The sequence below is a fragment of the Glycomyces paridis genome (assembly GCF_004912155.1).
Lineage (GTDB): Bacteria > Actinomycetota > Actinomycetes > Mycobacteriales > Micromonosporaceae > Glycomyces > Glycomyces paridis.
In genome coordinates, this window is sequence record NZ_STGX01000004.1 from 356,533 (window position 1) to 382,942 (window position 26,410).

The following is a 26,410-nucleotide window of genomic DNA, read 5'->3' on the forward strand; positions in this document are numbered from 1 at the left end:
CGCCCGACACCGGCCGTCGCCCGCCCCGGCCATTCGCGGCCTTGGCTCGCAAACGCTCGGACCCGAGGCGGCTTCGCGCCGCTGCCGCGCCTGACGCCAGCCCTCTCCGCCGCCCGGCCCCGCCATTCGCGACCTTGGCTCGCAAACGCTTGGGCCGGAGACGTTTTCGCGTCTCCGGCCCTCGCTGGAATGTCGTACCCCCGTGTCACGGTCGTTGAACCGGGGGCCCGTGAATAAGTCGGGCGAGCAGGCAAATCACCTCCGCTCCGCGCTGCCCTCCGACCGGCCGGATCGGGGCCGGAGCCCAGATCCGATGCCTTCCGGATCGGCCCGGTCGCCCCCGATCCGGTGACCTTCAGCCGTTCCTTCGCACCGCTTCACCGCAGCAGAGCCTTGCCGCAGCACCGCCTCGCCGCGGTACCGTCTCACCGCAACAACGGTTCACCGCCACACCACCACCGGCGTTAAAGCCGTCACGGCCACGAGTCCGCGCTCCGGGGCCGGAGCGGCCTGCGGGGTGCCGTCGCCGTCGTGGCGGGCGGCTCGGCGGATGACCGGGATGCAGCAGGCCACGATCACCAGCGAGACCAGGCCGATGGCGACGAACGCCGCCTGCACGCTCATGACCGTCGAGACGGCCCCGCCGAGCAGGAAGCCGATGAGCTGCGCCGCGTTGACCCGGCCGTTCACCGCCGCGTTCGCCCGGCCCCGGTAGGCCTCGGGGACGCGCCGCGCCAGCGCGATGCCCAGCGCCGAGTTCTCCCCGGCGTTGAACAGGCCGCCGATGAGGTTGAGCGGCACCAACAGCAGCACGCTGAACAGCGGCAGGCCCTGCCCGAGGCAGACCAGGCCGACCCCGGCCAGACACGCCATCTGCATCCAAGCGAGCTGCACGTCGCGCCCGAGCCGGCGGATGACCGCGGCGGCGATCCAGGCGCCGCCGACCATGCCGATCGTCCAGCAGGCCTTGATGAGCCCGTACAGGCCCTCGCTGGCGTCGTAGACCTCGCGGACGAGGAACACGTGGAGGACGTTGACCGCGCACATCGCCGCGATCACCGCGCTGAGGCCGAGGACCATGGAGCCCAGGAGCTTGTCGCCGCGCAGCTTCCAGCCGGCGCCGGGGACCGCGCCGCCGGTCGCGGCGGCGCGACGGACGCCGCCGCGTCGGGTGCGGATGTCGCAGCACAGCAGGACGCGGGCGAGCGCGGCGAAGGCGGCGAGCATGAGCGCGGCCCCTGCGCCGTGGGCGCCCATGACGAACCCGGCGACGGCCGGTCCGGCGGCGAGCCCTGAGAGCGTCCCGGTCTGGACGAGCGCGACCGCGCGCGGCAGGTCCTCGCTGCGGGACATGCTCGGGATGAGCGCGCTGACGACCGGCTGGAGCACGGCCGTGCCGCAGGCGTTGAGGACGACCAGCGCGAACAGGGCGTACAGGTTGTCGGTGAAGGCCATCGCGGCGATCGCGACCGTCTGGAGCAGGCCCGATCCGGCCATGAGCGCGCGGCTGTCGAAGCGGTCGGCCATGCGGCCGGTGAACGGCGCCAGGACGACGAGCGGCAGGGTCGCGAAGATGATGAGGGCGGCGACCGCCATGCCGCCGTAGCCCTCGCTCTGGAGCCGGAGGGTGAGGGTGAAGTCGGCGGTGAACATGGCGGTTCCGGCGAGGAACGCGCAGGTCGCGGCGGTGTAGACGTCGGACCATCGGGTCCCGTCGGTGAAGAATGTGAAAGACATATTTCGAAGATACTCTTTCACGCCATGATGCGAAAGAGGTTTTTCAGAATTTTTGAAGTAGTTCTTTCATAACTTTGCGCAGCGGGCCGCCGAACACCCGTCGAAGCGACTCCCCGCCGCCCGCAAGGCGATCCGCTCCTGGCGCACCGAGGTCCGAGCCGCCTCGCTCCCCCTCGCGGACCGGGCCTCGCCCGCCTCCCCGGCCCCGCCGTGCCTCGACCCCGCTCCCCCGTGCGGGCCGGGCCTCACACTCTGGGGAAGAGCCTGAACATCGCGTGGTAGACGACCGCCTCGCTCGGCCCCTCGCTGCCTTCCGCGATCCGCTTTCGCGTCAGCTCCGCGTACTCCCCCTCCAGCTCCATGAAGCGGCGGCCGAACTCCTCGGCCTCCTCGGGAGTCAGCCGCAGCGTCCCGTGCTGCACCATCGAGGCGTCCCGGATCTTCGGGTCCAGGTCGAACCTGCTGTCGAGGAAGCGCGTGAAGTTCTCCTCATCGCGCTCCCTGAACGCCTCGCCCATGGTGCGTTCGATGACCTTGTCGCTCTCGGAGGCGTCGTCCCCGGCCGCAATCGAGAAGCTGTGCAGCGCAAGGCGCCACACCCGCTCGCGCGCGTCGCCGCGGCTCGGGGCCTCCTCGATGAACCCCGCCTTCGCCAGCGTCCGCAGGTGGTAGCTCATCGCGCTCGGGGTCATCCCTGCGACCTCGGCGATCTCGGTGGCCGTGGCGCCGTCGAAGCCCTTCACCCGCCGCAGGCCGAGGAAGTCGAAGACCGCCATCCGGGCCGGGTGCGCAAGCGCCTTCATTCGCTCCGGGTCGGTGATCTTGACGCGGTGGGCGTCCTCCGGCAGGATCCCCTGCGGCCGCCCGGGCGGGACCGGCGGGACCGGGGCGACGGGCGGCACCGGCGGGAGCGGGGGCCGCGGCAGGCCGTTCTCCGGATGCGAAGCAGACGTTTCAGACATGCCTCAAGCTAACCACGTGCCACGGGGGACGTCTCGGGCTCGGTCGATCGACCGCCTCCGATGCGGCCGGTCAGCCGCCCGAGGAGGCCGCCACGGACGCCGCGGTGGCCGCCGTGACCGCGGCCATGACCGCCGCCTGCGCGGCCTGGACCGCCTCGCGGGTCGCGTCCCCGGCCCACGAGCCGTCGCCGAAGCCCTTCAGGACCTTGCGGACCTCGGACTTCTTGCGGTCGGGAAAGACCGCGCGCTCCATGTTCAGGGCGTAGACGAGCGAGCCGAGGGCCGCGGTCCGCGCGTCGGAGGCGCGGCGCAGGTCGACCGCGGAGGCGAGCCGGAACCGCGCGTCGGTCTCGGCGCCGGGGTCGCCGGGCAGGTGGCGGCTGAACGGGAAGAGCCCGAGCGCCTTGTCCCGCCGCTCCTTCAGCAGCCCGCGCCCGGTGAGGTCGGCGAGCACGGTCCGCTTCAGACCCTTGGCGAGGCGCTCGACCGCGCCCTTGGGCTTGCGTGGCTTGTCCGCCGCGAGCCGGGCGAGCGCGCCGTCGAGGACCGGCTGCCCGACGGGCGCGGGGTCGGCGACGTGCACGCGGCCGTCGGCGAGGTCGACGCGACCGGCGAGCACGAGTTCGAGCAGGACCGCGCCGGCGAGGCCGAATTCGAGGTGCCCGACGCGGCTGCGGCCGGTGGCGTCGTCGTAGGCGAGGAGGACGAGTTCGTCGACGAGGGAGACCATGCGCTCCAGCCTATGCCGCCGCGCGGTTCAGCGCGGGCTCCCGCCTTCGCGGAGGGCGGCGAGCCAGTCGGCGGCGTCGGCGAAGTCGGCGTCGGTCATGCCCTCGGGCGCCGGGACGGGCGTCTCGGCGTGGCCGCGCGGATAGGAACCGAGGTAGCGCACGTCGGCGCAGATGCGGCGCAGGCCGGTGAGGGCCTCGCCCATGCGCGCGTCCGCGAGGTGCCCGGCGCAGTCGAGGAAGAACGCGTACCGGCCGAGCCCTTCGCCGGTGGGGCGCGACTCGATCCGGGTGAGGTTGATGCCGCGGATCGCGAACTCGGTGAGCACGCCCAGGAGCGCGCCGACCCGGTCGTGGTCGATGTAGACGGCCAGGGAGGTGAGGTCGTTCCCGGAGGGCTCGGGCGGCGCGGCCGGGCGCGTGACGTGCACGAACCGCGTCTCGGCCTTGGCGTTGTCGCCGATGTCGAAGGCCTGCACGGGAAGCCCGAAGGCTTCGGCCGCGAACGGCGGGCACACGGCCGCGTCGAACTCGCCGTCGACGACCCGCTGCGCGGCCTGCGCGGTCGAGAGCGCCTGATGGACCACGGCGTTCGGGAGCTCGCGGGCGAGGTACTTGCGGACCTGCGCGAGGGCGACGGGCATGGAGGCGACCGTCGCGATCTCGGCGGGGGCCTTGGCGGAGGCGAGCACGAACGTCACCGGGATGACGGTCTCGCCGGCGATGACGAGCGGGTCGCCGCCCACCAGCTCGTCCACGGTCAGCGTGACCGTGCCCTCCTGGGAGTTCTCGATCGGCACGAAGCCGGCCCCGACCTCCCCGCGCCGCACGGCGTCGAGGACCTCGGGAATCGAGGCCATGGGGACGGCGGCCGCACCCTTGGCCGCGGGCAGTCGGCGGAGCGCGGCCTCGGTGAAGGTCCCGCGCGGTCCCAGATAGGCGAACTCCATGTGCCAACGCTAGCAAGGCCGGTCGAGTCGGGCCCGCGAGCTGGGCCGGCGCCGCCGCCGACCGGCCCGCCCTGAGACCGCCGTCTCAACGGCGACCCGCCTCGGGCCGGTGCCCCGCCGTCGCGTATGCTTGTCGAGCCCCAGCGGAATTCCGCGGTGGTAAGCCAGGGAAATCGGAATGCGTCACTCGCTGCCGTATGCCAGGATCACTGAGCGCCCCCATCGTCTAGGGGCCTAGGACGCCGCCCTTTCAAGGCGGTAACACGGGTTCGAATCCCGTTGGGGGTACGGCCCAGACGCGACGCCGGTCACACGGCGAGCATCTGGTATAAATGAACAGGTCTTGCGACCTTGCAGGATGCGACAGCGTCCGACCAAGGTCCCGTAGAGCAGCTAGGAGTGCTCGCCACCCTGTCAAGGTGGAGGTCGCGGGTTCAAATCCCGTCGGGACCGCAGTACGAAGGCCCATCGGTTCGCCGGTGGGCCTTCTTCATGCCCGCAGCCCGGGCCCGTTCGCGCCGTCCCGACCACCGTTCCGGCCACCGTCCCGATCGGTGCACGGACCTCCGGGGCACTCCGGAAGGGACCGGCAACCTCGCGGACACCTGCGGGCCGCACCCCCACTGCCGGGCGTCCGGGCGGCGCTGACTGCGAATCCACGGCGGCGCCCCATTGTGGGCGGCGGGAGTGACTTCGGGATCGCGAATGGATTTCAAGGCGAGTTCACCACGGGTTCATTTTCTTCGTTAACCTTGTGATGTATGACGAATAGTGACCCTGTTCCCCTCGTTGACACCGGTTTGCCGCCCGACCGGTTCCTCGACCGGGAAGAGAGCTGGCTGCGGTTCAACGGCCGGGTTCTGCGCCTCGCGCAGTCCCCCGAGCTGCCGCTGCTCGAACGGGTCCGGTTCCTCTCCATCTTCTCTAACAACCTCGACGAGTTCTTCATGGTCCGCGTCGCCGGACTCATGCGCCGCCTCGCCACCGGCCTGCCCGTGCGCACTTCCTCTGGCCGCCCCCCGCACGCCGTCCTCAGCCGCATCGCCCGCCTCGCGCACAACCTCAGCATCGAGCACGCCGAGTACTTCCGCGACGAGATCGCACCCCTCCTCGCCAAGGAGGACATCGCGATCGTCCGCTGGGCCGACCTCGAAGACGCCGAGCAGGCCCGCATGCACGAGTTGTTCCGCACCCGCATCTACCCCGTCCTCACCCCCCTCGTCGTCGACCCCGTCCACCCCTTCCCCTACATCTCCGGCAAGTCCCTCAACCTCGCCGTCCAGGTCCGCGACCCCCGCAACGGCGCCACCCGCTTCGCCCGCGTCAAGGTCCCCCCGCTCCTGTCGCGCTTCATGGCCGTCGCCCCCGGACGCTTCACCCCGCTCGAAGACGTCATCGCCGCCCACCTCGCGCAGCTGTTCCCCGGCATGGACGTCCTCGGCCACCACACCTTCCGCGTCACCCGCAACCAGGACCTGGAGATCGACGAGGACATCACCGAGAACCTCCTCCAGACCCTCGAACGCGAACTCCTGCGCCGCCGCTTCGGACCGGTCGTCCGCCTCGAAGTCGAGGACACCGTCGACCCGCTCGTCCTCGACCGCCTCACCGCCGAACTCGGCGTCGACGAAGAGGTCGTCTACAAGCTCCCCGGCCCCCTCGACCTCGCCGGACTCGACGCGCTCGCCGACCTCGGCCGCACCGAACTGAAGTACCCGCGCTTCCGGCCCTCCGAGGACGTCCTGCCGCCCGACGCCGACCTGTTCGCCGTCATGCGCGAACGGGACGTCCTCGTCCACCACCCCTACGACTCGTTCACCGCTTCGGTCGAACGGCTCATCGAGGAGGCCGCCGCCGACCCGAAGGTCCTCGCGATCAAGCAGACCCTCTACCGCACCAGCGGCAAGTCCCCCATCGTCGACGCCCTCATCTCCGCCGCCGACGCCGGCAAGCAGGTCGTGGTCGTCGTGGAGATCAAGGCCCGCTTCGACGAGCAGGCCAACATCGACTGGGCCCAGAAGCTCGAACAGGCCGGCTGCCACGTCATGTACGGCATCGTCGGGCTCAAGACCCACTGCAAGCTCGCCCTCGTCGTGCGCCAGGAGTCCGACGGGACCCTCCTGCGCTACAGCCACGTCGGCACCGGCAACTACCACCCCACCACCGCGCGCCTCTACGAGGACGTCGGCCTCCTCACCACCGACCCCGAGGTCGGCGAGGACGTCAACGCCGTCTTCAACCACCTCACCGGCTTCTCCCGCGACGAGGACTTCAACCGCCTCCTCGTCGCCCCGCACTCCCTGCGCCCCGGCCTCATCGAGCGGATCGACCGCGAGATCGAGCACCACCGGATGGGCCTGCCCGCGCGCCTGCGCTTCAAATGCAACTCCCTCACCGACGAAGGCATCATCGACGCGCTCTACCGCGCCTCCCGCGCCGGCGTGCCCGTCGACCTGTTCATCCGCGGCATCTGCGCGCTCCGCCCCGGCGTTCCCGGCCTGTCCGAGAACATCCGGGTCCGCAGCGTCCTCGGCCGCTTCCTGGAACACTCCCGGGTGTACGTGTTCGAGAACGGCGGCGACCCGGAAGTATGGTTGGGCAGCGCGGACCTCATGCACCGCAACCTCGACCGCAGGGTGGAGGTCCTGGTACGCGTCCAAGGCGACGCCCACCGCGCCCAGCTGACCTCGCTGCTCGACCGCGGCATGGACGGCGACACCCGCACCTGGAGGCTCGGCCCGCTGGGCCTGTGGACCCGCCAGCGCGGCGGGAGCGACCTCCAGGAACAACTCATGCAGGAGCACAGTTGATGCAACCCGAGATCCTCGCCGCCGGCGCCGTCCTGTGGCGGCCGGGCGAGGACGGCCCCGAGCTCGCCCTCATCCACCGCCCCAAGTACGGCGACTGGACCTTCCCCAAGGGGAAGCTCAAGCGCGGCGAGCACCTGCTCGCGGCCGCCCAGCGCGAGGTGTTCGAGGAGACGGGCATCAGGCCGGTGCTCGGGCGCCCGCTCGCGCCCTCCTTCTACGACAAGGAGGGCAAGCTCAAGCGGGTCGACTACTGGTGCGCGACGCCCGCGGCCGACGAGGCCGTGGACGAGGCGGTGGACCCGCGCGAGGTCGACGACCTCGAATGGCTCCCGCTCGACCGGGTCGCCGACCGGCTCACGTACGAGCGCGACCGGCCGGTGCTGGAGGACTTCTCGCGGCAGGTCGCCCGCGAGACCGTCCCGATCGTGTTCGTGCGGCACGCGATCGCCCTGTCGAAGGCCGACTGGTTCGACCAGGACGAGCTGCGCCCGCTCAACCGGCGCGGGCGCGAACGGGCCCAGCAGCTCGAAGTGCTCCTCGCCGCGTTCCCGGCCGGCGCGGCGTACAGCTCCACGAGCGCCCGCTGCCTGGAGACGCTCCTGCCGTACTGCGCCGCCGAGGGCGTCGCGGTGACCGGCCTGCCGGAGTTCACGCTCGGGACCAGCAAGCCCGCGCAGGCCACGGCCCGTCTCGACGAGATCATCGAGTCCGGTCGGCCCGCGGTCGTGTGCGGCCACGGCGAGCACATCGACGAGATGATCGCCTACACGAGCGGGCGTCTGGGCACTCCGGTCCCTGTGGGCCCCTTGGAGAAGGGCGACTTCGTGGTCTTCCACACCGCAGGCGGGCGGCTCGTCGCCACCGAGCACCACGACTGATCGGGGCCCGGTTCGAAGCGGTCGCGTCGGCGGGACTGCCTCCCGCGCCGGTGGCGCGGTCTTGTTTCGGTTCTTGTGTGTGCGTTCTTCGGTGTCGGTCGGCGGCTGTTCGTGTTGTCGTAGGCGGGTGGTACGTGGGCGGCCGGCCTCGTCAGGTCCGGCCGCCCTCGTGTTCCTCCGCGGAGTGCGGGTATCGACGGGGACCGTTGCGCGGGTGGCTTCCCGCGCGCTGGCCTCGGTATGGCGACGTTCGCGAATCCCCTCTGTCGCCGCCATCCCGCCGATACCGGATGGCTTTTTTGATATCTACTAAACAGGGGGCACTGGCGACTGTCGAATGCGAAGTTCTTACTTGTGGATAACTTGGTGAAACCGCAGGTGGCAGAGGTTCAGCGTTCGAGGCGGATCGTGTCGAGGTAGACGCCGCCGCAGCGGAACACGAGATAGAGGCGCTTGAGCCCGGCGGCGCGGTCGAGTTCGGCTCGCACCGTGGTGAAGTCCTGGACGCCGTCGGTCACCGGGACGGCGATCTCGGCGATCACGGGCCCGTTGGGCGTCCCGGTGCGGACTTCGACGACGCGGTCGGCGAGGTCGGCCCAGGGGGCGGTCGTGGTGGCGGCGCGCAGTTCGATCGCGGTGGCGCCGTCGAGGTCGACGTTGTTGAGGCCGACGTGGTCGCCCGCCCGGCGGGAGCCGGTGGAGTGATAGCCGCCTCGGCGCGCGAGGGTGTTGCGCTTGGAGATCTCCCAGTAAGTGACGCCCTTGTTGAGCGTGGCAACCTCCCAGACGTTGCGGGCCTCGGCAAGGTCGAGGACGCCGAGGTCCGCGCCGTTGACGCGGATGCTCGTCTCGAAGCCGCCCGGGCCCTCACCCACCCAGAAGTCGTAGGTGCCGGATTCGACGATCCGCTCCCCGCGCGCGGGGTCCCACACGAACAGGTCGCGCGGGTCGACGGCGACGGCGACCCGGCGGGTCTCGCCGGGCGCGATGTCCTTCGCCCTGGTGAAGCCGGCGAGCTGCGGGCGCAGGCCGGGGCCGTAGCCGTTGTCCATGTGGCCCGCGAAGACGAGCACGACCTCGTCGGAGGTCCGCTCGCCGGTGTTGGTCACGTCGACCTCGATGGCGAACGGCGCGTCGGCGTCGACTTCGGCGGGGAAGTCGGGGTTCCCGTAGGCGAACGAGGTGTAGGTGAGGCCGTGCCCGAATTCGTAGACCGGCGTCGCCGCGGAGTAGCGGTAGGTCAGGCCTGCGGCGATGACGTCGTATTCGAGCATGTCGACCTCGTCGACGCGGTACGCCGTGTGGTTGCGTCCCGGCTTCGGCAGCGAGGAGGTGTCGGCGAGCCACGTCGAGGTCAGGCGCCCGGCGGGGGCGTAGTCGCCGACGAGCGCTTCGGCGATCGCGGTCCCCGCCGCCTGCCCGGCGTGGGAGGTGTAGAGGATCGCGGCGACGTTCGGGTCGTTCGCGATCGCGCCGATCGCCAAGGGGTAGGCCGAGACCACGACGACGACGGTGCGGCCGGGCTTGGCGGCGGCGACTTCCCGCACGAGGTCGGCCTGGCGGGGGGCGAGGTCGAGGCCGGGGCGGTCGAAGCATTCGCGGGCGTTGACGAGCGGGTGGTTGCCGACGAACACCACCGCCCAGTCGGCCTCGGCGGCGACGGCGGCGGCTGCGGCGGGGCCGTCCTCCACGACGGTCTCGGTGAGGACCGCCTCGGCCGGGCCCTTGGTGAGCGGCAGCGAGCCGTCGTCGGCGAGTCGCGGGTGGAAGGGCCCGTCGGGCACCGACGGGACGTGGTTGACGCCGAACAGCTCCACGGCGTTGCCCTCGCGACGGTAGTGGAGGTTCTGGTGGGTGAACCAGGCGTTCGCGTCCTCCATCGCCTCCTCGCCCGCGAGCAGGACCGGGCCGCCGTCGCCGGAGGCGCCGGCCTGGTTCGCGAACGAGGCCGGGCCCTCCTCGTAGTGCAGGAGGTTCGCCATGACGAACTTGCCGGTGGCCTTGTGGCGGAACATGTGCTGCTCGTGCGCCCAGTCGAAGGCCTCGAACGCCTCGGTGTCCCCGAGGGTCTCGGAACGGGCGGCCAGCCGGCCGTCCTCGCCCACGGTCACATAGGCGCCGGGTGCGGCCTCGCCGGAGCGGCGCGCCTGCCAGGCGATCGTGTCGTTGCCGCTGTGGTGCAGGAGGTTCGCCTCCCCGAGGCGCTCGCGCAGCGCCTGGAGCGGGGTGATGCGGCGCTCGTCGGGCACGAGCGGGCTGTAGTAGTCGCGCAGGTTGAGGTCGGCGAGCGGGCCGAGGACGGCGATGCGCGCGGTGTCGGGGAACGGGAGCGCGGCGTCCTCGTTCTTGAGGAGCACGAGCTGCTCGCGCGCGGCCTGGAGGGCCAGCGCAATCGACTCGGGGCGCTCCTGCGGGTGCGGGTCGGCCTCGATCAGGTTGTATTCGCAGGCGTCGCCGTCGAGCAGGCCCGTGCGGACGAGGAAGTCGAGCCAGTCGCGCACGGCCCGGTCGACGTCGTCCATGGTGAGGCCGAACAGTCCGCGGCGCACCGCTTCAGCGGCGTCGGGGACGAATGGCAGGTCGGAGCCGTCGTGGAAGTGGGAGACGCCGGCGTGGAGCATGAGGGCGGAGGCGTAGACGCCGGTCTCCTTCGCGTCGAGGTCGAGGCCGTCTTCGGCCGCGAGGGCGGCGGGGTAGGGGACGTCGGCGTCGGGTTGCTCCCAGGTGTCCCAGGCGGCGCCCTTGGAAGTGTTGAGGTTGACGCCGTCCCAGCCGTCGGGGAGGAAGAAGAAGCGTCCGCCCGCGGCCCATTCGGTGCGGAGGGTGTCGAGGATCGGGGAGATGATCGAGGGGACGCCGTTGACGAGGTTGTAGGAGGTCATGGCGCCGAGGACCGCGCCGGATTCGACGGGCTTGCGGTAGGGCACGGCCTGGTACTCGTGGAGGGCGCGCACGCCCATGGAGGCGGAGGTGCGGTGGCGGTGGTATTCGTGGTTGTAGCCGAGGAAGTGCTTCATCTGGGGGAAGACGCGCACGTAGTCGGGGTGGCGTCCGCGCAGGCCCCAGGCGTAGGCGGTGGTCATGGCGGCGGCGTGGAGGGGGTCTTCGCCGAAGCCCTCTTCGAAGCGGCCGGCGAGGGGGTTGGAGCGGATGTCGGCGACGGGTCCGAAGCCGGCGTAGACGCCGGTGTCGCGGGCGCGGGTCTCGTGGGAGACGACGTCGCCGATGGCCTCCATGAGGTCGGTGTCCCAGGTGGCGCCGAGGCCGATGGCCTGGGGGAAGAGGGTGGCGTCGGCGTGGTGGCCGGAGCCGTGGAGGACCTCGTTGAACTGGTTGCTCAGTTCGGGGAGGACGGTGCCGTCGGCGAGGACGGTTTCGGGGATGCCGTTGAGGCAGGCGAGTTTCTGCTCGTCGGTCATGAGCGCGAGGAGGGCCTCCACGCGCTCGGCGACGGGCCTTGTCGGGTCGAGGTGCACGGGAGCGCTCATGCGGGTCCGATCGTTCGGTGACAGGTCCCACGACATTACGACGGGCGACCAGACAAATTCAAGCGGGTTCTCCCCCTCCCCGCCGTCAACCATGTGACCTGCGCCAAACCGCTCCCCCGCAGGGCCCGGATCGTCGCACCCCGCGGGCATCATCGGCTTCGGGGAGCCTTCGACCCCCTATAGCGCCTTCGCCGCGCCCGAAAACGCTTCTCCCGCCCGCACCGCCGCGACTTGTCGCACCCCTGGGGCATCATCGGCTTCGGGGAGCTTCCGACCCGCTATAGCGCCTTCGCCGCGCCCTGGGACCGCCCGCTCCCCCGCGGCTCGCCCGGACCGGGTCGGGCGCACCGCTTCCCCTGCCGCGCAGGCCGCCCGGAACCTTCCCGGTTCGTTACGATTCCTGTCATGACCCCCGGCCCCCGCACCGCCCTCGGCATCGACTTCGGCACCTCGCACACCATCGCCGTGGTCCGCCGCGCCGACGGGAGCGTCCGGCCGCTCCTGTTCGACGGCGCGCCGCTCATGCCCTCCGCGGTGTGCGCCGACACCGACGGCGGCCTGCTCGTCGGCCGCGACGCCGTCCACGCCGGGCGCCGCCACCCCGAGCGTTTCGAGCCCAACCCCAAGCGCCTCATCGACCGGCCCTCGACCCTCCTGGGCGAGCGCGAGTACCCCGTCCCCGACCTCATCGCGGCCGTCCTCGACGCCGTCGCCGAGGAGTGCCGCCGCGTCGTCGGCCGCCCCGCTCAGGTCACCCTCACCGTCCCGGCCGAATGGGGTCCCTCGCGCCGCCAGGTCGTCGAGGACGCCGCCGCCCGCTCCGGCCTCGGCCAGGTCCGCCTCGTCCCCGAACCGGTCGCCGCCGCCACCTACTACGCCGAGGCCCTCAAGCACCGCATGGCCGTCGGCGCCTCCATCGTCGTCTACGACCTCGGTGCGGGCACCTTCGACGCGAGCGTGGTGCGCCGCACCGCGGGCGGGTTCGCGACCGTCGCCCTCGACGGCCGCGGCGACCTCGGCGGCCTCGACATCGACGCGGCCCTCGTCGACCACCTCGGCGCGACCTACGGCGCCCGCGAGGGCTGGAAGCGCCTCACCGCCCCCGACACCATCGAGGACCGCCGCCACTACCGCGACTTCCAGGACGAGGTCCGGGTCGCCAAGGAGCGGCTCTCGCGCCACCAGCAGTCCGACATCGCCATCCCGCTGCTCGACGTGGAGGCGCACCTGACCCGCGGCGAGCTCGAACAGATCGCCCGCCCCCACATCGAGCAGACCATCCGCGTCACCGAGGCGGTCATCCGCGCCGCCGGGCTCGACGCGGCCGACAGCGCCGGCGTGTTCCTCGTCGGCGGCGCGAGCCGGATGCCGCTGGTCGCGACCATGCTCCACCGCGCGCTCGGCCTGGCCCCCACCGTCCTCGACCAGCCGGAGGTCGTCGTCGCCGAAGGCAGCGTCCTGTGGGCGCACGCCGGGCCCGCCACGGTCACCTTCCCGCTCCAGCGCCCTGCCGCGCCCCTGACGCCCGCGCCGAGCCCGGCCGGGCCCCCGCACACCTCCCCGGCCGCCTTCCGGCCTGAACCGCCCACGCCGCAACAGGTCGCGCCCGAACACCCGCCCTACACCGAACCGGTCGCCCCGCGACCGCTCGCACTGGTGCAGGAGTCCTCGCCGCCGCAGCCCGCGCCCGCCCGGACGCTGCCGCCGCGGATGCCGACCACGCCCCCGGCCGCCGAGGACGACGCAGAGCCGCGCCCGCCGCAGACCGAGGCCGAACGCGCGGCCGCGAAGCGCCGCGGCAGGCGCTTCCTGCTCTGGTTCCTCGCCGTCGACGTCGCGATCGTCCTCGCCCTCATCGTCGTGTTCAACCCGCCCGCGTTCCTCGCCGGGAAGGACGACGACACCGGTGAGGAGGAGACCCTGACGCAGGCCTTCGAACCCGACTGGGACGCCCTCGGCCAGTTCGGGACCCTCGCGAACGGCATCGAAGGCGCCTTCGACGGCCCCGTCGCCTCGCTCGCGACCGTCTCGACCGCCGCCGAGGACCTCCTCTTCGCCGCCGACTTCAACGGCACCGTCCGCGCCTGGTCCCTCGAAGAGGGCCTGCTCCTCGACGAGTTCGCCTTCCCCCAGGGCATCCAGGGCCTGTACCCGACCACCGACCCCTCCGGCACCGAGATCCTCGTCCTCGTCGACGCCGCCTTCGACGCCCACGTCTGGGACGAGGCCTCGCAGGAGTTCACCGCGGTCGGCGGCCCCGAATTGCCCGACATGGAGGACGTGGAGATCGGCCGCGTGCGGACCGGCGTCGAGGACGGCGCCGCGGTCCTCGCGGTCATGACCGAGACCGAGTACGAGCTCTACGACCTCTGGTCCGAAACCTCCCTGGGCGTCCGACCCCGCCCCGAAGGGCTCGACTGGCCGAACTTCGCGCCCGTCGGGGACGCCGTGCGCATCGCCGGCGTCGGCTACAGCGACCCCGTCGAGGTCTTCGCCGCCGACGGCGAGCACCTCGGCACCGCCACCGACTTCGGCGACTGGACCACGAACGACCCGCCCGTCGGCCTGAGCATCCTCACCGACGGCCCCGACGCCTACGCGATGATCTACGGCGAATCGAAGAGCCTGCACTTCTGGGACCTCGCGACCCTCGAACCCGCCTTCACCACCCTCAGCCACAAGGACGAGCACGACGACTTCCTCAACGAGATCGTGCAGACCCAGCTGGGCCCCTCGCTCATGTACCTCGACGCCGCCGGCGCCGTCCAGGTCCAAGGGGCGGAAAGCGGGGAGTGGGCCGAAATCTCCGACGCCTCGACGGGTACGGTCACCGGGCTGGAGCACGCGACCGTCGACGGTCACCCGATCGCCGTGACCGCCGACGATCGGGGCGATATTCAATTCTGGAGTCTTGGACAGTGATCTTCCTGGTCATCGCGGCGGCCCTCGTCGCCGCCGCAACCGCTTACGCCATCTGGGCGATGGCCCAGGAGCACCGGATCGAGACGACCGCGCACCTCGACGCCCGCGCCAACGAGGTCTGGGCGGTCCTCACCGACTTCCCCGCCTACGGCGAGTGGAACCCGTTCCTCACCGCGATCGCCGGCCTCCTCGCCGAGGACGAGCGCCTCGACGTGACCCTCACCCGCCCCGGCGGCAAGGTCGACCGCTTCCGCCCCCGCGTCCTGCGCGTCTCCCCCGCCCGCCAGATCCGCTGGCTCGGCAGGCTCGGCCCCGGCGGCCTGTTCGACGGCGAGCACTACTTCGTGCTCGAACCGCAACCGGACGGCACCACGGTCCTCACCCACGGCGAACGCTTCACCGGCGTCCTCGTCCCGCTCATGAAATCCGCCCTCGCCGACACCGAGCAGGGCTTCACCGCCATGAACGAGGCCCTCGCCGCCCGGCTCAGCACACAAGAAGACTGAGCACACGAGAAGACTGAACGCCCGCGAAGACTGAACGCCCGAGAAGACCGCACGCGCGCAAGCGGAAAGGCCCGCACCGGAACCGGTGCGGGCCTTCGCCGTTCCTTACAGGACGCCCGCGCCCGCGAGCTCGGTCACGCCCGCGACCGAGTCGGCAACACCTTCGGAGGTGGCGTTGCCGACGAGTCCGCCGGTGAGGCCGCCGACTACCGGGACGTTCCCGGCCACACCGCTGACCGCGTCGAGACCGGGAACGGGGAGCTGCTCCTCGGTCAGGTCGACGTCGGCCGCTTCGACGGCGGCGAGTTCCTTGTGGGTGTCGTGCTTGTCGTGGCCGCCGGGGATCTCCGCGTCCGAACCGCCGTCGCACGAGGCGCTGGCGTAGCCGAGGATCGCGATGGCGTTGCCGCACACGTTGATCGGAGCCTGGATCGGGGCGAACACCTGGTTGCCGTTGCCGAGGCCGACGTTGTCCTGCGTGGTGAGGTCGCCCGCACCGGCGTAGTCGGCGTCGGCGCCGCCCTCGCACCCGGCGCCGGAGACGCCGCCGATGGCGATCGCGTTGCCGCAGGCGTTGATCGGCGCCTGGATCGGCGCGAGCAGCTGGTTGCCCGACAGCGCGCCGTAGTTGCGCTGCGTCGTGGTGTCGGACTCGGTGACGTGCCCGGACTCGGCGATGACGGCGTCGGAGCCGCCGGTCGACCAGGCGCCCGACGCGCCGCCGACGGCCGCGGCGATGCCGGAGACGTCGATCGGGGCCTGCACCGGGGTGTACACCTGGTTGCCGTTGCCCAGGCCCGTGTTGTTCTGCGTGGTCAGGTCGCCCGCACCGGCGTAGTCGGCGCTGGCGCCGCCCTCGCACCCGGCGTCGGCGGTCCCGAGGACGGCCGCGGCGATGCCGCAGATGTTGATGGGCGCCTGGATCGGCGCGACCACCTGGTTGCCCGACACGGCTCCGATGTTGTCCTGCGTGGTGACGTCAGGACCCCAGGCGTGAGCGGTGCCGGCGCCGGCGACGAGGACGGCCCCCGCAGCGACGAAACCGGTCTGCGCGGTCTTGCGTGCCCATGAGTAGTTCACGAAGTCTCACCTTTCAGGGAAATCGTTCTTCTTTTCCATCACGTATCCCCCGTGAAGCTCCGTGGCTCCAATAACTTGTGTGCGCCCGGCGAGCTGGGTCTCGCGTGGACGGGGTGCATTGGAACCGGGAGAGTTGTTGTCCGGGCCGCATCGGCTGCGGCCCTGCGACCGCGCCGTGGCCGCGTCGCGGGCACACCGGTGCCGGTGTGCCCGCGACGCGCGGGCGCGGCCGTGGTCGACCGGGCGCCGGCGGGGCGCCGCGGTCGGTTTCCTGGCCTGTCTAGAAGGGCAGCGGGACCGGAAGGCCGCCGCCGAGACCGCTGAGCAGGTCGGACAGCGGGTTGCCCGCGTCGGCCGGCTGGTCCTGCACGTGGTCGCCCTTGACCTGGTCGGCGACCTGGTCGGCGGGCTTGTCGTTCTTGGCCTCGGCGCTGGGGCCCGCGGGCACCAGGGCGTTCAGCCCGGGGACGGCGTCGACCGGGATCGCGTTGAGCCCCGGCACCTTGCTCGTCACGCCGCTGACCGCGCCGCCGGCCATGCCGGTGACCTGGTCGGGAGAGACCGGGAGCCCCCCGAGGGCCTCCGGTGTCGCCGCGACGAGGTCGCCGGTCGATTCCTCGACGGTGTCGGCGGCCTGAGCGGCCGTCCCCGCGAGCAGCAGAGCCCCCGTGGCGAGGCCTCCGACGAGGCCCGCCGTACGCATGGTGCGCATCTTCATCTGCTTCTTGCCTTCCTTCGCACCGCACGGCACCGGTCGTCGGCTGGGGAAGCAGCACGAATCGACCGCCGCGCGGTGCAAGATCGCTGAATTGTCAGTGGTTGACCAGCGGGCCCGTGCAGTCCGGTCGCCGTCCCGGCGATCGCCACTGCCGACCGAGGTTCCCAGCCGCGACCGCACCGGCTGGATCGCCGGCGGATCGGGAACCGCATTCGCTGTCCTCGGGGCCGGTGACACTCCGGCCCGGCCGCTTGTCGACGCGGCCACCCTGACTAACTGGAGAGGCTGGGGCGCGGTTACGCCCAGACGCGAAGAAATTCGAAAACATTGCGATGTTGGCGACCCCGAATACGGGGATGCCTCATATGTCCGCGGACCGGACGCGAAGCGGCCCCCCACCGCCGCAGACGCGTAAACGCCACCGGAGGTGAAGGGCCGCAACAAGACTGCTGATCGCCGAGAGGCAGGCGGGTCGCAGGCCGGGTTCAGCGGATGCGCGGCAGGATCACCGTCTCGTCCCGGCGCTCGCCGTCGCCGCTGTCGCCGCCGTCGCGGCGCTTGCGGATGAGCTTGATCGAGCGCGAGACCACGAACCACAGGAACAGCGCCCCGATGATCCCCACGACGATCTTGCTCAACAGGTCCGAGTACTGGGCCAGGATCGGCTCGATTTCGGGCCCGAAGGCGAAGCCCAGACCGATCCAGATCCCGTTCCACACCACCGAACCGACCAGCGTGTAGCCCGTGAACTTCCAGAACGGCATCTTCTCGATCCCCGCCGGGACCGAGATCGCGCTGCGCACCAGCGGCAGGCAGCGGCCCGCCAGGACCGCCACCCCGCCCCACCGGGCGAACACCTTCTCCGAACGCTCGAAGTCCTTGAGCTCCAGCAGCGGGATCTTCTCGAACAGCCAGCGCGTGCGCTCGCGCCCGAACGCGTAGCCGACGTAGTAGAGGATGTAGGCGCCCGCCATCGAGCCGAGCGCGGCGAAGAACATCACGAGCCAGAAGTTCATCTTCTCCTGGTAGGAGAGGAAGCCCGCCACCGGCAGGATGAGCTCGGAGGGGATCGGAGGGAAGACCGACTCGATCGCGAGGGCCAGGCCCACCCCGACCTCGCCGAACTTGGTGATGAGGTCGAGCACCCAGCCGATGATGCCGTCGTATTCATCGGCGTGGGTGACGTCTCCTGTGTCGGCGGCCAAAGTGATCGCCTGGCTGAGGATGTTGGTCACGCGGCCAGCGTAACCGGGCCCGAAACGGCGCCGCCTCGGTCATCTGACCGAACTTCGCGAACGGCGCCGCGGCCCTCGCGGCGAGCGTGCGGCCGGGTGTCGCAGGGCGGGCGAGCCCAGGCCATACTTAGTGGTAATTCCGCGCTTCCCGCGGCCGCACTCCCGGTGACGGCCCGTACGCGGACACAGGACCGCAGTTGGAAGGGGAGCACCGATGAGTCGCACGGTCGGACCGTACGAGGACGTCGCGACCATCCGCGTCGAAGGCGCCTACGAGCTGTGCGAAGGCCGCGACCAGAACGGCCGCCCCGTCCAGATCCTCACCCTCGGCTCCACCTCCTCCAAGGACCCCGCCCGTCGCGGCCTGCTCTCGGACACCGTCGCCTGGGCGTACGCGACCGCCGGGCCCGACGACGCGCCGATCATGGTCGCCGACCTCGAAGCCGAACAGCCGTACGTCGTGGTCCTCCACGACACGCGCCTGCGCGGGGCCGACCGCATCATGGACCGCCTCCTCGCGCTCGGGCCGGCCACCGGGCCGCTCCCGGTCGGTCCCGCCGCCGTCGCCCAGCGCGCCGCCCACCAGCTCGCGGCCGCGCAGCGCTCCGCGGCCCCGGCCTCGCCCGCCGGACCGGGGCACTCCTCGCCGCCGCCCGCCGGGCCCGTCAGTGCCCAGCTGTCCCCGCCGGTCCTCATCATCGCCGCCCCGAAGCGCCGTTCGCAGTTGACGCCGATCCTCATCGGCATCGGCAGCGTCGTCCTCATCCTGGCGCTCGTGGTCGGCGCCTGGGTCCTGTGGTCGGGCACCGGCGACGACGAGCCGCCCGGGGACTCCGGCGCCGAGAGCCCCGACAACGCCGCCGTCGGCGAGGTCACCGACGCGCCTTCGGACGCGGCCGAGGACGACGGGCCCGCCGAGCAGATGCCGCAGTGGGACGAGGAGGCGCCCGACGAGCGCGTCGGCGGCACGCTCTTCGAGACCGGCGACGCCACGCAGACCGTCGCGTACGAGAACTGGCCGTTCGCGTTCAAGGTCCCCGGCGAGTACTCGTGCGAGCCCGAGGGGCAGAGCGCGGTGTGCACCGCCGACGAGGGCGGCAGCGAGATCAGGATCGGCTGGGAGACCTGTCCGGGCGACTGCTCCGGCTCCGCCCGCGAGCCGTTGCGCGAGGCCCTGCCCTACCAGCCGCTCGTGGAGGCCCGGGGCGGCGACATCGCCGTGGCCGAGCGCACCCAGGTGTTCGACCGCTGGCGCGGGTCCTTGAGCGTGTTCGTCACGACGGCCGACGACGCCTTCCACGCGTGGGTCACCGCCGACGTCGACGCCGATCGCAGCGAGGAGACCTGGCAGGTCTTCAACGACGTCCTCAACCAGGCCATCGCCAAGGCGGCCTGAGGTCAGGCGCCTTCGCGTTCGTCCCAGCTGCGCAGCGCGCCTTCGATGACCTCGGTGGACGAGGGCGAGGGCTGCGGGATCGCCGGTCCGAGGTCGTGCTGGGCGAGCAGTTCGTAGTAGTGGTCGCTGCCGTAGGAGCGCAGGAGGTTCTGCGCGGCCTCGCGCTCGCCGTCGCCGAGTCCGGCGCGCACGAGCATCGGGTATTCGAACTGGGCGACCTGCGCCGATCCGGCCGGGGCCTGGAAGGCGCCCTCTTCGGGGTCGAGTGAGGCGGCTTCGGGCGCGGACATGACCCGGTGTCCCTCGCCGCCGAGCGCGGTGTGGTCGTCGACGCCGAAAAGGATGATCCACATGAGACTCGCGGGGTGCTCGCGGGGGTCCTGGAGCGCCACGTCGGCCTCGTCGGGCAGGACGCCGTCGGTGCTCTCGCCCTCGGGCAGCGCGATCCCTACTGCGGCGCTGGCGGTGGAGGCCTGGAGGACCTCCCACTGGTCGGCGCGGCCGGTGTCGGGGAGGTTGCGCCACAGGCCGGTCTGGGGGATCCACACGTCGGCGTCGGTCTCGCCGACCGCGTCGGCGGTGACGGCCTCGACGGTGATGTCGGCGCACACGTCCGAGCCGCGGGAGGGGGCGCCGCCTCCGGCGGCGACGAAGTCGTCGAGGACGGCGGCCATCTCGGGGACGGCGGCGACGGTGAGTTCGACCTCGGTCCCGCAGGACTGGACGTGGGCGATGGCCGCGTTCAGGGTGTAGGCGGTGACCGGCGCGAAGACGGCGAGGAGCGCCACGCCGCCGAGGATGCGGCGGCCCTCTTTCGTGAGGCGTCCTCGTCTGCGATGAATGCCGGCCATGTGACGAGTGTATGACCTGGCGCGAGCGCAGTCGAGTTCGCGTTTTTCAGTTACGCGTTTTCAGTCGCACGCGTTTCGGTTGCGCGTGTTTCGGTTGCACGTGTTTTGGTTGCTCAGCCGGGGACGGTCATCGGGACCGCTTGGGAGCGCGGCCGACCGGGCGCCGCACCGCTGGGACGGCGCCGGTCGGCCGCTCGCTCGGACGCGCCTTCAACGGCGCCGAGTGCGACGCTTCGGGGGCGTCAGCAGATCGGCGACGATGCGCATCGTCTCGGGGACGAGGCGGAAGTAGGCCCACACGCCGCGCTTGTCGCGCTGGACGACCCCGGCCTCGGCCAGGATGCGCAGGTGGTGGCTGACGGTCGGTTGCGACAGGCCGAGCGGTTCGCTCAGCTCGGCCACGCAGGCCTCCTGCTCGGGAGCGGCCTGGATCAGGCTGATGAGCTGGAGACGGTTCGGGTCGGCGAGTGCTTTGAGGACACCCGCGATGCGCTCGGCGTCGGACTTCGAGAGCGTTTCGCCGCTCACCGGCGAGACTGGTGTCTCGGCTTCGACGGTGACTCGCACCATGATCGTGTTCCTTCCGGATTGGTTCCAGTCGGAACCGGACGCGGCCGCACTGCCATTAATCCAGTTCCAACCCTGAATATGCCCTCGCGTTGTGGCCGGGCGGTAACGACGACGCTTCCGGCTCGCAAAGGCTTTACGGTTCCCATGGACCGCGATCGGGATGCACCAAGTCCCGAATCGAATCCACTGCCGAGATTACGCCTGCCGTGCCAACGAATCCACCGCTGTCACAAGATCAGTTTGCAGGCCACAGCCCGGATTGTTCAGTTATATCCGCACTACCAGGAGTTATATCTATATCTCCCTATATTTAAGCGGTTGCCGGATCTCAGGTGAGATCAGATTCACGCTCGGTTATCGATCGAAGTCCCAATATATAGAACATCACTGATCATGGAGCTTAACGCGCGGCGGCCACCGCCGCCTCCCCAAAGTGTTTCAGGACGGTTACATGCGCCTGATAATCCTCACATGTAAGGGCCCGGGGAACGAAAAACGGGGCCCTTAGGGCCCCGTGTCCGGTATCGGCGCGCCCCCTCAGGCGCGGGGCGCGGCGGTGGAGTCGCGGCGGATGAGCTCGGCGGGGACGTCCAGCTCGTCGGGGTAGTCCTCGTCCTCGACGAGGGCCGCTTCCAGGGCTTTGACGCCCATGTCGTGCAGGGGCAGCGCCACCGTCGTCAGCGACGGGGTGAGGTCGCGCACCACCGGGATGTCGTCGAACCCGGCCACCGAGACCTGCTCGGGGATGCTCACACCGCCCTCGCGCAGGGCCGTGCACAGGCCGGTCGCCTGCACGTCCGACGTGACGAACACCGCAGTCGGCAGCGCGCCGCCTTCGAGGAGGCTCCGCCCGGCCTCGTACCCGCCGTCGCGGCTGAACGCCGCCGGGACGTGCACGACCTCGGCGTCCTCCGGCAGCGCCCCGAGGAAGCCCTCGCGGCGCTCGCGCACCACCTGGAGCTGCTCGGGCCCGGCGACCATCGCGAAGCGGCGGTGCCCGAGCCCGGCGAGGTGGCGGGCGAGACCGGCCGCGCCCTCCCGGTTCGCCGGACGCACCACGCGCCCCGGCAGACCCGGCTGCCCGACGCTCACGACCGTGGCACCCAGTTCGAGGAGGTCCGACAGGTGCTCGGACAGGCGCTGCTCGGCGGCCTTGTCGGTGGTCCGCGAACCGGCCACGATCACCGCCCGCGGACGGTACCCGCGCAGCGAGTCCAAGTGCTGCACTTCGGAATCGGGGTCGATGCCGGTGTCGGCGATGAGCACGCGGACGTTGCGGCGGGCGGCCTCGGCGAGCACGCCGCCGGCGATCTGTCCGAAGTAGGGGGCGGTGACGTCGTGCAGGAGGAGGGCCACGGTCTGGGAGGTCGCGCGCGCGAGCACCTGCGCACCGACGTTGGGGGCGTAGCGCAACCGGCGTGCCGCCTCGCGCACCCGCTCGCTGAGCTGGTCGCTCACCCGGTGCGGGGAGCCGTTCAGCACGCGAGAGGCGGTGGCCACCGAGACGCCGGCGGCTCGGGCGACATCGGCCAGTCTGGCCGGTTGTTTGCGTTCCATCTCGCTGAGGCTACCCATCTGCGGAAAGCGCTGCTCAAGCGGTCCTCAGGCGCCGCTCTTTCACTACCCGCCAGATCACGTACGCCACTGCCGCAACACCGACGCCCGCCGCCGCCACCTTGAGCGGGCTCGGCCCCGACAGCGGCTGGCGCAGCGCCACCGGGCGCCGGAACGTCAGCTGCGGCCAGCCCTCCTCCAGCGCGAGCCGCCGCAGCCCCCGGTCCGGGTTCACCGCGCGCGGGAACCCGACGGTGCGCAGCATCGGCTCGTCGGTGATCGAGTCGGAGTACGCGAACGAGGCGTCCAGGTCGATCCCGCGCTCGGCCGCGAACACGTGGATGGCCTCGGCCTTCGCCGGACCGGCGGCATAGAAGTCGATCTCCCCGGTGTAGCGGCCGTCCTCGCCGATGCGCATCCGCGTCGCGATGACGTCGGTGGCACCCAGCATCCGCCCGATCGGCGCCACCATCTCCTCGCCCGACGCGCTCACCAGCACGACCGCGCGGCCCGCCGAGCGGTGCGCCTCGATGAGCGCCGCCGCCTCCGCGTACACCGCCGGGGCGATGAGCTCTTCGAGCGTCTCGTCGACGATCGCCCGGACCTCGTCGGCCGGCCACCCGCGCGACAGCTCCGCGACGTAGTCGCGGGTGCGCGCCATCTGCCCCTCGTCGCCCGAACCGCCGAGCCGGAACAGCAGATGCGAGTAGGCGACCTTGAGCACGTCGCGGCGCGCGAGCAGGCCGCCCCGGTAGAGCGGACGCGAGAAGGCCAGCGTGCTGGCCTTGGCGATGACGGTCTTGTCGAGATCGAAGAAGACCGCGCCCGGACGCGCCCCCGAAGGCGCCGTCACGGGTTCGAGCGAGAGTGCCGGTGAGCCGCTGACAGGCTCCGCTGCGTTCATGCCGCAAGTCTAAACAGAATGACAACCCCGTTTCGAGCACTTGTCGCACGCCCCTCACGGTGTCGCCCCGACCTGCGCGGAGGGCGCGCGCCACCCCGACCGGACCCGCGCTCCGGGCCCCCGATATCCAGAGTGGCACCGGGCCCCGACAATCCACTCCGGCCGGACGCACCACCGCCCTATGACCTCTGCCACCGCACGGGCGGGCGCGGCCGGAACGGCCCTCGCTCCACGCTCCCTTCCGCCACCGTCAAGGAGGGAAGCCGATCTGGCGATCGAGAGGCCTGGACGGGCCGTCGCCGTGGTCGGCGCCGCCCTACGAGATCAGCCTGCTGTCGCCGTGCGGGCGCGGGCGAGACGACCACCTCGGGCGGTACTTCCGGCCCCCGCATGCTGTCACCGTGCGTGCGGGACTCGGCGCCTTCGCCCGCCGAGGCGCGCAGGTCTGGCGTCGCCGCGGGCGCGGGCGGGCCGGAATGTCGGGGCCGGCCCGTAGGCTGGCGCCATGTCGAAGAGCCAGCGAACCGCCTACGCCTGCGGCGCATGCGGCGTCCGGGTCCCCAAATGGGTCGGTCAATGCCCTGACTGCGGCGAATGGGGCTCGATGGAGGAGACCGCGGCCCCGCCCCGCCAGACCCTCGGGCCGAAGGTCGCCGCCACCGGCGCCCGCCGCCCCGTCAAACCGGCGCAGCGCATCAGTGCCGTCTCCGCCGCCCAGGCCGCCAGCCTCCCCACCGGCATCGGCGAGTTCGACCGCGTCATGGGCGGCGGCCTCGTGCCCGGCGGCGTCACCCTCATCTCCGGGGAGCCCGGCGTCGGCAAGTCCACGCTGCTCCTCGAAGTCGCGCACCGCTTCGCCGAAGCCGGGTACGGCCGCGCCCTCGTGGCCACCGGCGAGGAGTCCTCCGCGCAGGTCCGCCGCCGCGCCGACCGCACCGGGTGCCTCTCCGAGGACCTCTACCTCGCCGCCGAGACCGACCTGGGCGCCGTGCTCGGCCACGTCGAGGACGTCAAGCCCGGACTGCTCATCCTCGACTCCGTCCAGACCGTCATCGCCCCCGACACCGACGGCGTCCCCGGCGGCGTCACCCAGGTCAAGGCCGTCGCCAGCGCGATCACCGGAGAGGCCAAGTCGCGCAACATGGCCGTGATCCTCGTCGGCCACGTCACCAAGGACGGCGGCATCGCGGGCCCGCGCGCCCTGGAGCACCTCGTCGACACCGTCGTCCACTTCGAGGGCGACCGCCACTCCATGCTCCGGCTGCTGCGCGGGGTGAAGAACCGCTTCGGCCCCGCCGACGAGGTGGGCTGCTTCGAGATGACCGAGGACGGCATCGTCTCCCTCGCCGACCCCTCGGGCCTGTTCCTCGACGACGCGCCCACCGAGCCGACCCCCGGCACCTGCGTGACGGTGACGATGGAGGGCCGCCGGGCGGTGCCGGTGGAGGTGCAGGCGCTGCTGGGCAAGTCGGTGAAGGACGGGGCGATCCCCCGCCACACCGTGTCCGGGCTCGACCAGGCGCGTCTCAACATGGTCCTGGCGGTGCTCACCCGCCGCGGGGGGATGCGGCTGCTGGACCGGGAGGTGTACGCGACGACGATCGGCGGCATCAGGGTCCGCGAGCCCGCTTCGGACCTGGCGCTGGCGTTGGCGCTGGTGAGCGCTGACCAGGAGATCGCGGTGAGCGCGGACCTGGTGGCGATCGGGGAGGTGAGCCTGACGGGGCAGGTGCGGCGGACGGTGAACGCGGACAGGCGGATCGGTGAGGCGGCGCGGTTGGGTTTCAAGACCGCGATCGTGCCGAAGGGTTCGGTGTCGGAGCGGCACAGGGGGATCGAGGTGGTGGAGGTCGAGACGATCATCGACGCGAAGCAGGCGGCGGCCCGCACCTGGGCGCGGAGGGGGTAGGCCCGCTGAGGGGGTTGCCAGGTCGGGCGGGGCCTGTCCGCCTCAACCGGCGAGTCCGACGCTCCGGGGTTGCCCGGCCGGGCGGGGCGGGCTTACGGTGGCGGCTGTGACTACTCCTCCTGACGTGGCCGATCTTCGTACCGAGCGCCTTGTCCTGCGGGCGTGGACGGCCGCGGAGGCGGCCGCGGTGACCGAGGGTTCGCGCCTGGGCGACTGGGCCGAAGACTTCCCCGCCGAGGGCGAGCAGGCGATCGCGCCGCTCATCGCGGCGAAGCCGGAATGGCTGGGGCCGTTCGGGCACCGTCTCATGGTCGAGCGCGGGAGCGGCCTGGTCGTCGGCGCGCTCGGACTGTTCTGGCCGCCGTCCGGCGGAGAGGTCGAACTCGGGTACGGCGTCGCCGTCTCGCGGCGCGGCCTCGGCTACGCACCGGAGGCGGTGCGGGCGTTGACGGCCCACGCGTACACCGCGCCGGAGGTCGATCTGGTCTTCGCACACGTCGAGCCCACGAACCCCGCCTCGATCCGGGTCCTTGAGAAAGCCGGTTTCGCCCCGGTCGGTCCGGGATCAGAGGAGGGCACGATCCGCTACGACGCGCCCGGTGTCTGACCCGCGCACGCGCGGTCGAGTGAGGCGGCCCGGCAAGTGACCTCGGGAGTTCGGCGTCTGGCCCGCGCTCACGCACGGTCAAGAGGGCCGTAGGCGGCTCACGTCGCACGAGTGCAGCCTTGTTCGCCCGGGCGCAGCACCCCCTACCCGCACTCAGGCGCGACCGAAGGGCCATGAGCGGTTCGCTTCGCGCGAGTACCGCTGGTGGCGTGGCGCCACTACCCGCGCTCGCGCGTGATCGAAGGGCCGTGGGCAGTTCGCTTCGCGCGAGCGCCGCTTCATTCGCCGGCGGCATGGCGCCGCTACCCGGGCTCGCGCGCGACCGATAGGGGCCGTGAGCGGTTGGCGTCCGCGGGTGCCGATTCGTTCGCCGGTGGCGTGGCACCCCTACCCGCGTTCAGTCGCGGCCGAAGGGACATAGGCGGTTCGGGCCATGTGGGTGGTGCTTCATTCGTCGGCTTGGCACCGCTACCCTCGCTCGCACGCGATCGGTAGGGGCCGTGGTCGGTTCGCGCCGCGCGGGTGCCGCCTCGTTCGCCCGCGGCGCGGCGCCGCTTCAGGTCGAACAGGGTGCCCACCGATCACGCTCGACGTCCGTTCAACAT

Annotated in this window: 19 protein-coding genes and 2 tRNA genes; 9 read left to right on the plus strand and 12 right to left on the minus strand. The window is 71.7% G+C overall.

Translation table 11 applies throughout. The features are described from left to right. Positions 1-441: 441 nt before the first annotated feature. From E9998_RS07840 to pheA, 4 genes are all read right to left on the minus strand, one after another. The gene (locus tag E9998_RS07840; protein WP_136529141.1) at positions 442-1,737 is read right to left on the minus strand and encodes an MFS transporter; all 1,296 of its coding nucleotides are present in this window, start codon (positions 1,735-1,737) and stop codon (positions 442-444) included. Between the two features lie 245 nt (positions 1,738-1,982). After that, positions 1,983-2,699, minus strand: coding sequence for an ArsR/SmtB family transcription factor (locus E9998_RS07845; protein WP_136529142.1), 717 nt, complete (start codon positions 2,697-2,699; stop codon positions 1,983-1,985). Positions 2,700-2,769: 70 nt separating this feature from the next. Then, positions 2,770-3,429 (minus strand): GOLPH3/VPS74 family protein, encoded by a 660-nt coding sequence (locus tag E9998_RS07850; RefSeq protein ID WP_136529143.1) that lies wholly within the window; start codon positions 3,427-3,429, stop codon positions 2,770-2,772. A 27-nt stretch (positions 3,430-3,456) separates the two neighbouring features. Continuing rightward, the gene (gene pheA, locus E9998_RS07855) at positions 3,457-4,377 is read right to left on the minus strand and encodes a prephenate dehydratase (protein WP_136529144.1); all 921 of its coding nucleotides are present in this window, start codon (positions 4,375-4,377) and stop codon (positions 3,457-3,459) included. A gap of 215 nt (positions 4,378-4,592) precedes the next feature. Here pheA and E9998_RS07860 point away from each other — a divergent pair. From E9998_RS07860 to E9998_RS07875, 4 genes are all read left to right on the plus strand, one after another. Next, positions 4,593-4,665, plus strand: a tRNA-Glu gene (locus E9998_RS07860). Positions 4,666-4,755: 90 nt separating this feature from the next. Beyond that, a tRNA-Asp gene (locus E9998_RS07865) sits at positions 4,756-4,830 on the plus strand. Positions 4,831-5,138: 308 nt separating this feature from the next. Beyond that, positions 5,139-7,187: an RNA degradosome polyphosphate kinase gene (locus tag E9998_RS07870; protein WP_136529145.1), complete on the plus strand. Its 2,049-nt coding sequence runs from the start codon at positions 5,139-5,141 to the stop codon at positions 7,185-7,187. Next, entirely contained in the window at positions 7,187-8,065 is an 879-nt protein-coding gene (locus E9998_RS07875; protein ID WP_136529146.1) for an NUDIX hydrolase, read from the plus strand. The genes E9998_RS07870 and E9998_RS07875 overlap by 1 nt, the downstream gene beginning before the upstream one ends. Positions 8,066-8,454: 389 nt before the next feature. On the opposite strand, the gene E9998_RS07880 is transcribed toward E9998_RS07875, so the two are convergent. After that, complete coding sequence (locus E9998_RS07880; RefSeq protein ID WP_158299730.1) at positions 8,455-11,553, minus strand: glycoside hydrolase family 3 protein; 3,099 nt, start codon at positions 11,551-11,553, stop codon at positions 8,455-8,457. Positions 11,554-11,958: 405 nt separating this feature from the next. Between E9998_RS07880 and E9998_RS25800 the strand changes: the two genes are divergently transcribed. Both E9998_RS25800 and E9998_RS07890 read left to right on the plus strand, forming a co-directional pair. Beyond that, positions 11,959-14,475 (plus strand): Hsp70 family protein, encoded by a 2,517-nt coding sequence (locus E9998_RS25800; RefSeq protein WP_204745312.1) that lies wholly within the window; start codon positions 11,959-11,961, stop codon positions 14,473-14,475. Beyond that, complete coding sequence (locus tag E9998_RS07890; RefSeq protein WP_204745313.1) at positions 14,472-14,981, plus strand: SRPBCC domain-containing protein; 510 nt, start codon at positions 14,472-14,474, stop codon at positions 14,979-14,981. Before E9998_RS25800 ends, E9998_RS07890 begins: the two co-directional genes overlap by 4 nt. 105 nt (positions 14,982-15,086) lie before the next feature. On the opposite strand, the gene E9998_RS07895 is transcribed toward E9998_RS07890, so the two are convergent. The 3 genes from E9998_RS07895 to E9998_RS07905 form a co-directional block, all read right to left on the minus strand. Next, positions 15,087-16,061 carry a chaplin family protein gene (locus E9998_RS07895; protein ID WP_136529148.1) on the minus strand — a complete coding sequence of 325 codons (975 nt, stop codon included), beginning with the start codon at positions 16,059-16,061 and terminating at the stop codon, positions 15,087-15,089. A 280-nt stretch (positions 16,062-16,341) separates the two neighbouring features. Further along, positions 16,342-16,773: a hypothetical protein gene (locus E9998_RS07900; protein WP_136529149.1), complete on the minus strand. Its 432-nt coding sequence runs from the start codon at positions 16,771-16,773 to the stop codon at positions 16,342-16,344. Between the two features lie 491 nt (positions 16,774-17,264). Further along, a complete protein-coding gene (locus E9998_RS07905) occupies positions 17,265-18,005 on the minus strand; it encodes a DedA family protein (RefSeq protein ID WP_420842417.1) in 741 nt (246 codons plus the stop codon). A 223-nt stretch (positions 18,006-18,228) separates the two neighbouring features. On the opposite strand from E9998_RS07905, the gene E9998_RS07910 reads away from it, so the two are divergent. Continuing rightward, on the plus strand, positions 18,229-19,410 hold the full coding sequence (locus E9998_RS07910) for a flagellar basal body-associated FliL family protein (RefSeq protein WP_136529150.1): 1,182 nt from the start codon (positions 18,229-18,231) through the stop codon (positions 19,408-19,410). A 2-nt stretch (positions 19,411-19,412) separates the two neighbouring features. On the opposite strand, the gene E9998_RS07915 is transcribed toward E9998_RS07910, so the two are convergent. The 4 genes from E9998_RS07915 to E9998_RS07930 form a co-directional block, all read right to left on the minus strand. After that, positions 19,413-20,261 carry a hypothetical protein gene (locus tag E9998_RS07915; protein ID WP_136529151.1) on the minus strand — a complete coding sequence of 283 codons (849 nt, stop codon included), beginning with the start codon at positions 20,259-20,261 and terminating at the stop codon, positions 19,413-19,415. A gap of 210 nt (positions 20,262-20,471) precedes the next feature. Continuing rightward, positions 20,472-20,831, minus strand: a complete 360-nt coding sequence (locus tag E9998_RS07920) for an ArsR/SmtB family transcription factor (protein ID WP_136529152.1) — start codon at positions 20,829-20,831, stop codon at positions 20,472-20,474. A gap of 537 nt (positions 20,832-21,368) precedes the next feature. After that, positions 21,369-22,388 (minus strand): LacI family DNA-binding transcriptional regulator, encoded by a 1,020-nt coding sequence (locus E9998_RS07925; protein WP_136529153.1) that lies wholly within the window; start codon positions 22,386-22,388, stop codon positions 21,369-21,371. Between the two features lie 34 nt (positions 22,389-22,422). After that, positions 22,423-23,289 carry an HAD family hydrolase gene (locus E9998_RS07930; protein ID WP_136529154.1) on the minus strand — a complete coding sequence of 289 codons (867 nt, stop codon included), beginning with the start codon at positions 23,287-23,289 and terminating at the stop codon, positions 22,423-22,425. A 505-nt stretch (positions 23,290-23,794) separates the two neighbouring features. Here E9998_RS07930 and radA point away from each other — a divergent pair. Both radA and E9998_RS07940 read left to right on the plus strand, forming a co-directional pair. Continuing rightward, on the plus strand, positions 23,795-25,198 hold the full coding sequence (radA, locus tag E9998_RS07935; protein WP_136529155.1) for a DNA repair protein RadA: 1,404 nt from the start codon (positions 23,795-23,797) through the stop codon (positions 25,196-25,198). A 106-nt stretch (positions 25,199-25,304) separates the two neighbouring features. After that, positions 25,305-25,805 carry a GNAT family N-acetyltransferase gene (locus tag E9998_RS07940; protein ID WP_204745315.1) on the plus strand — a complete coding sequence of 167 codons (501 nt, stop codon included), beginning with the start codon at positions 25,305-25,307 and terminating at the stop codon, positions 25,803-25,805. The last annotated feature ends 605 nt before the right edge of the window (positions 25,806-26,410 follow it).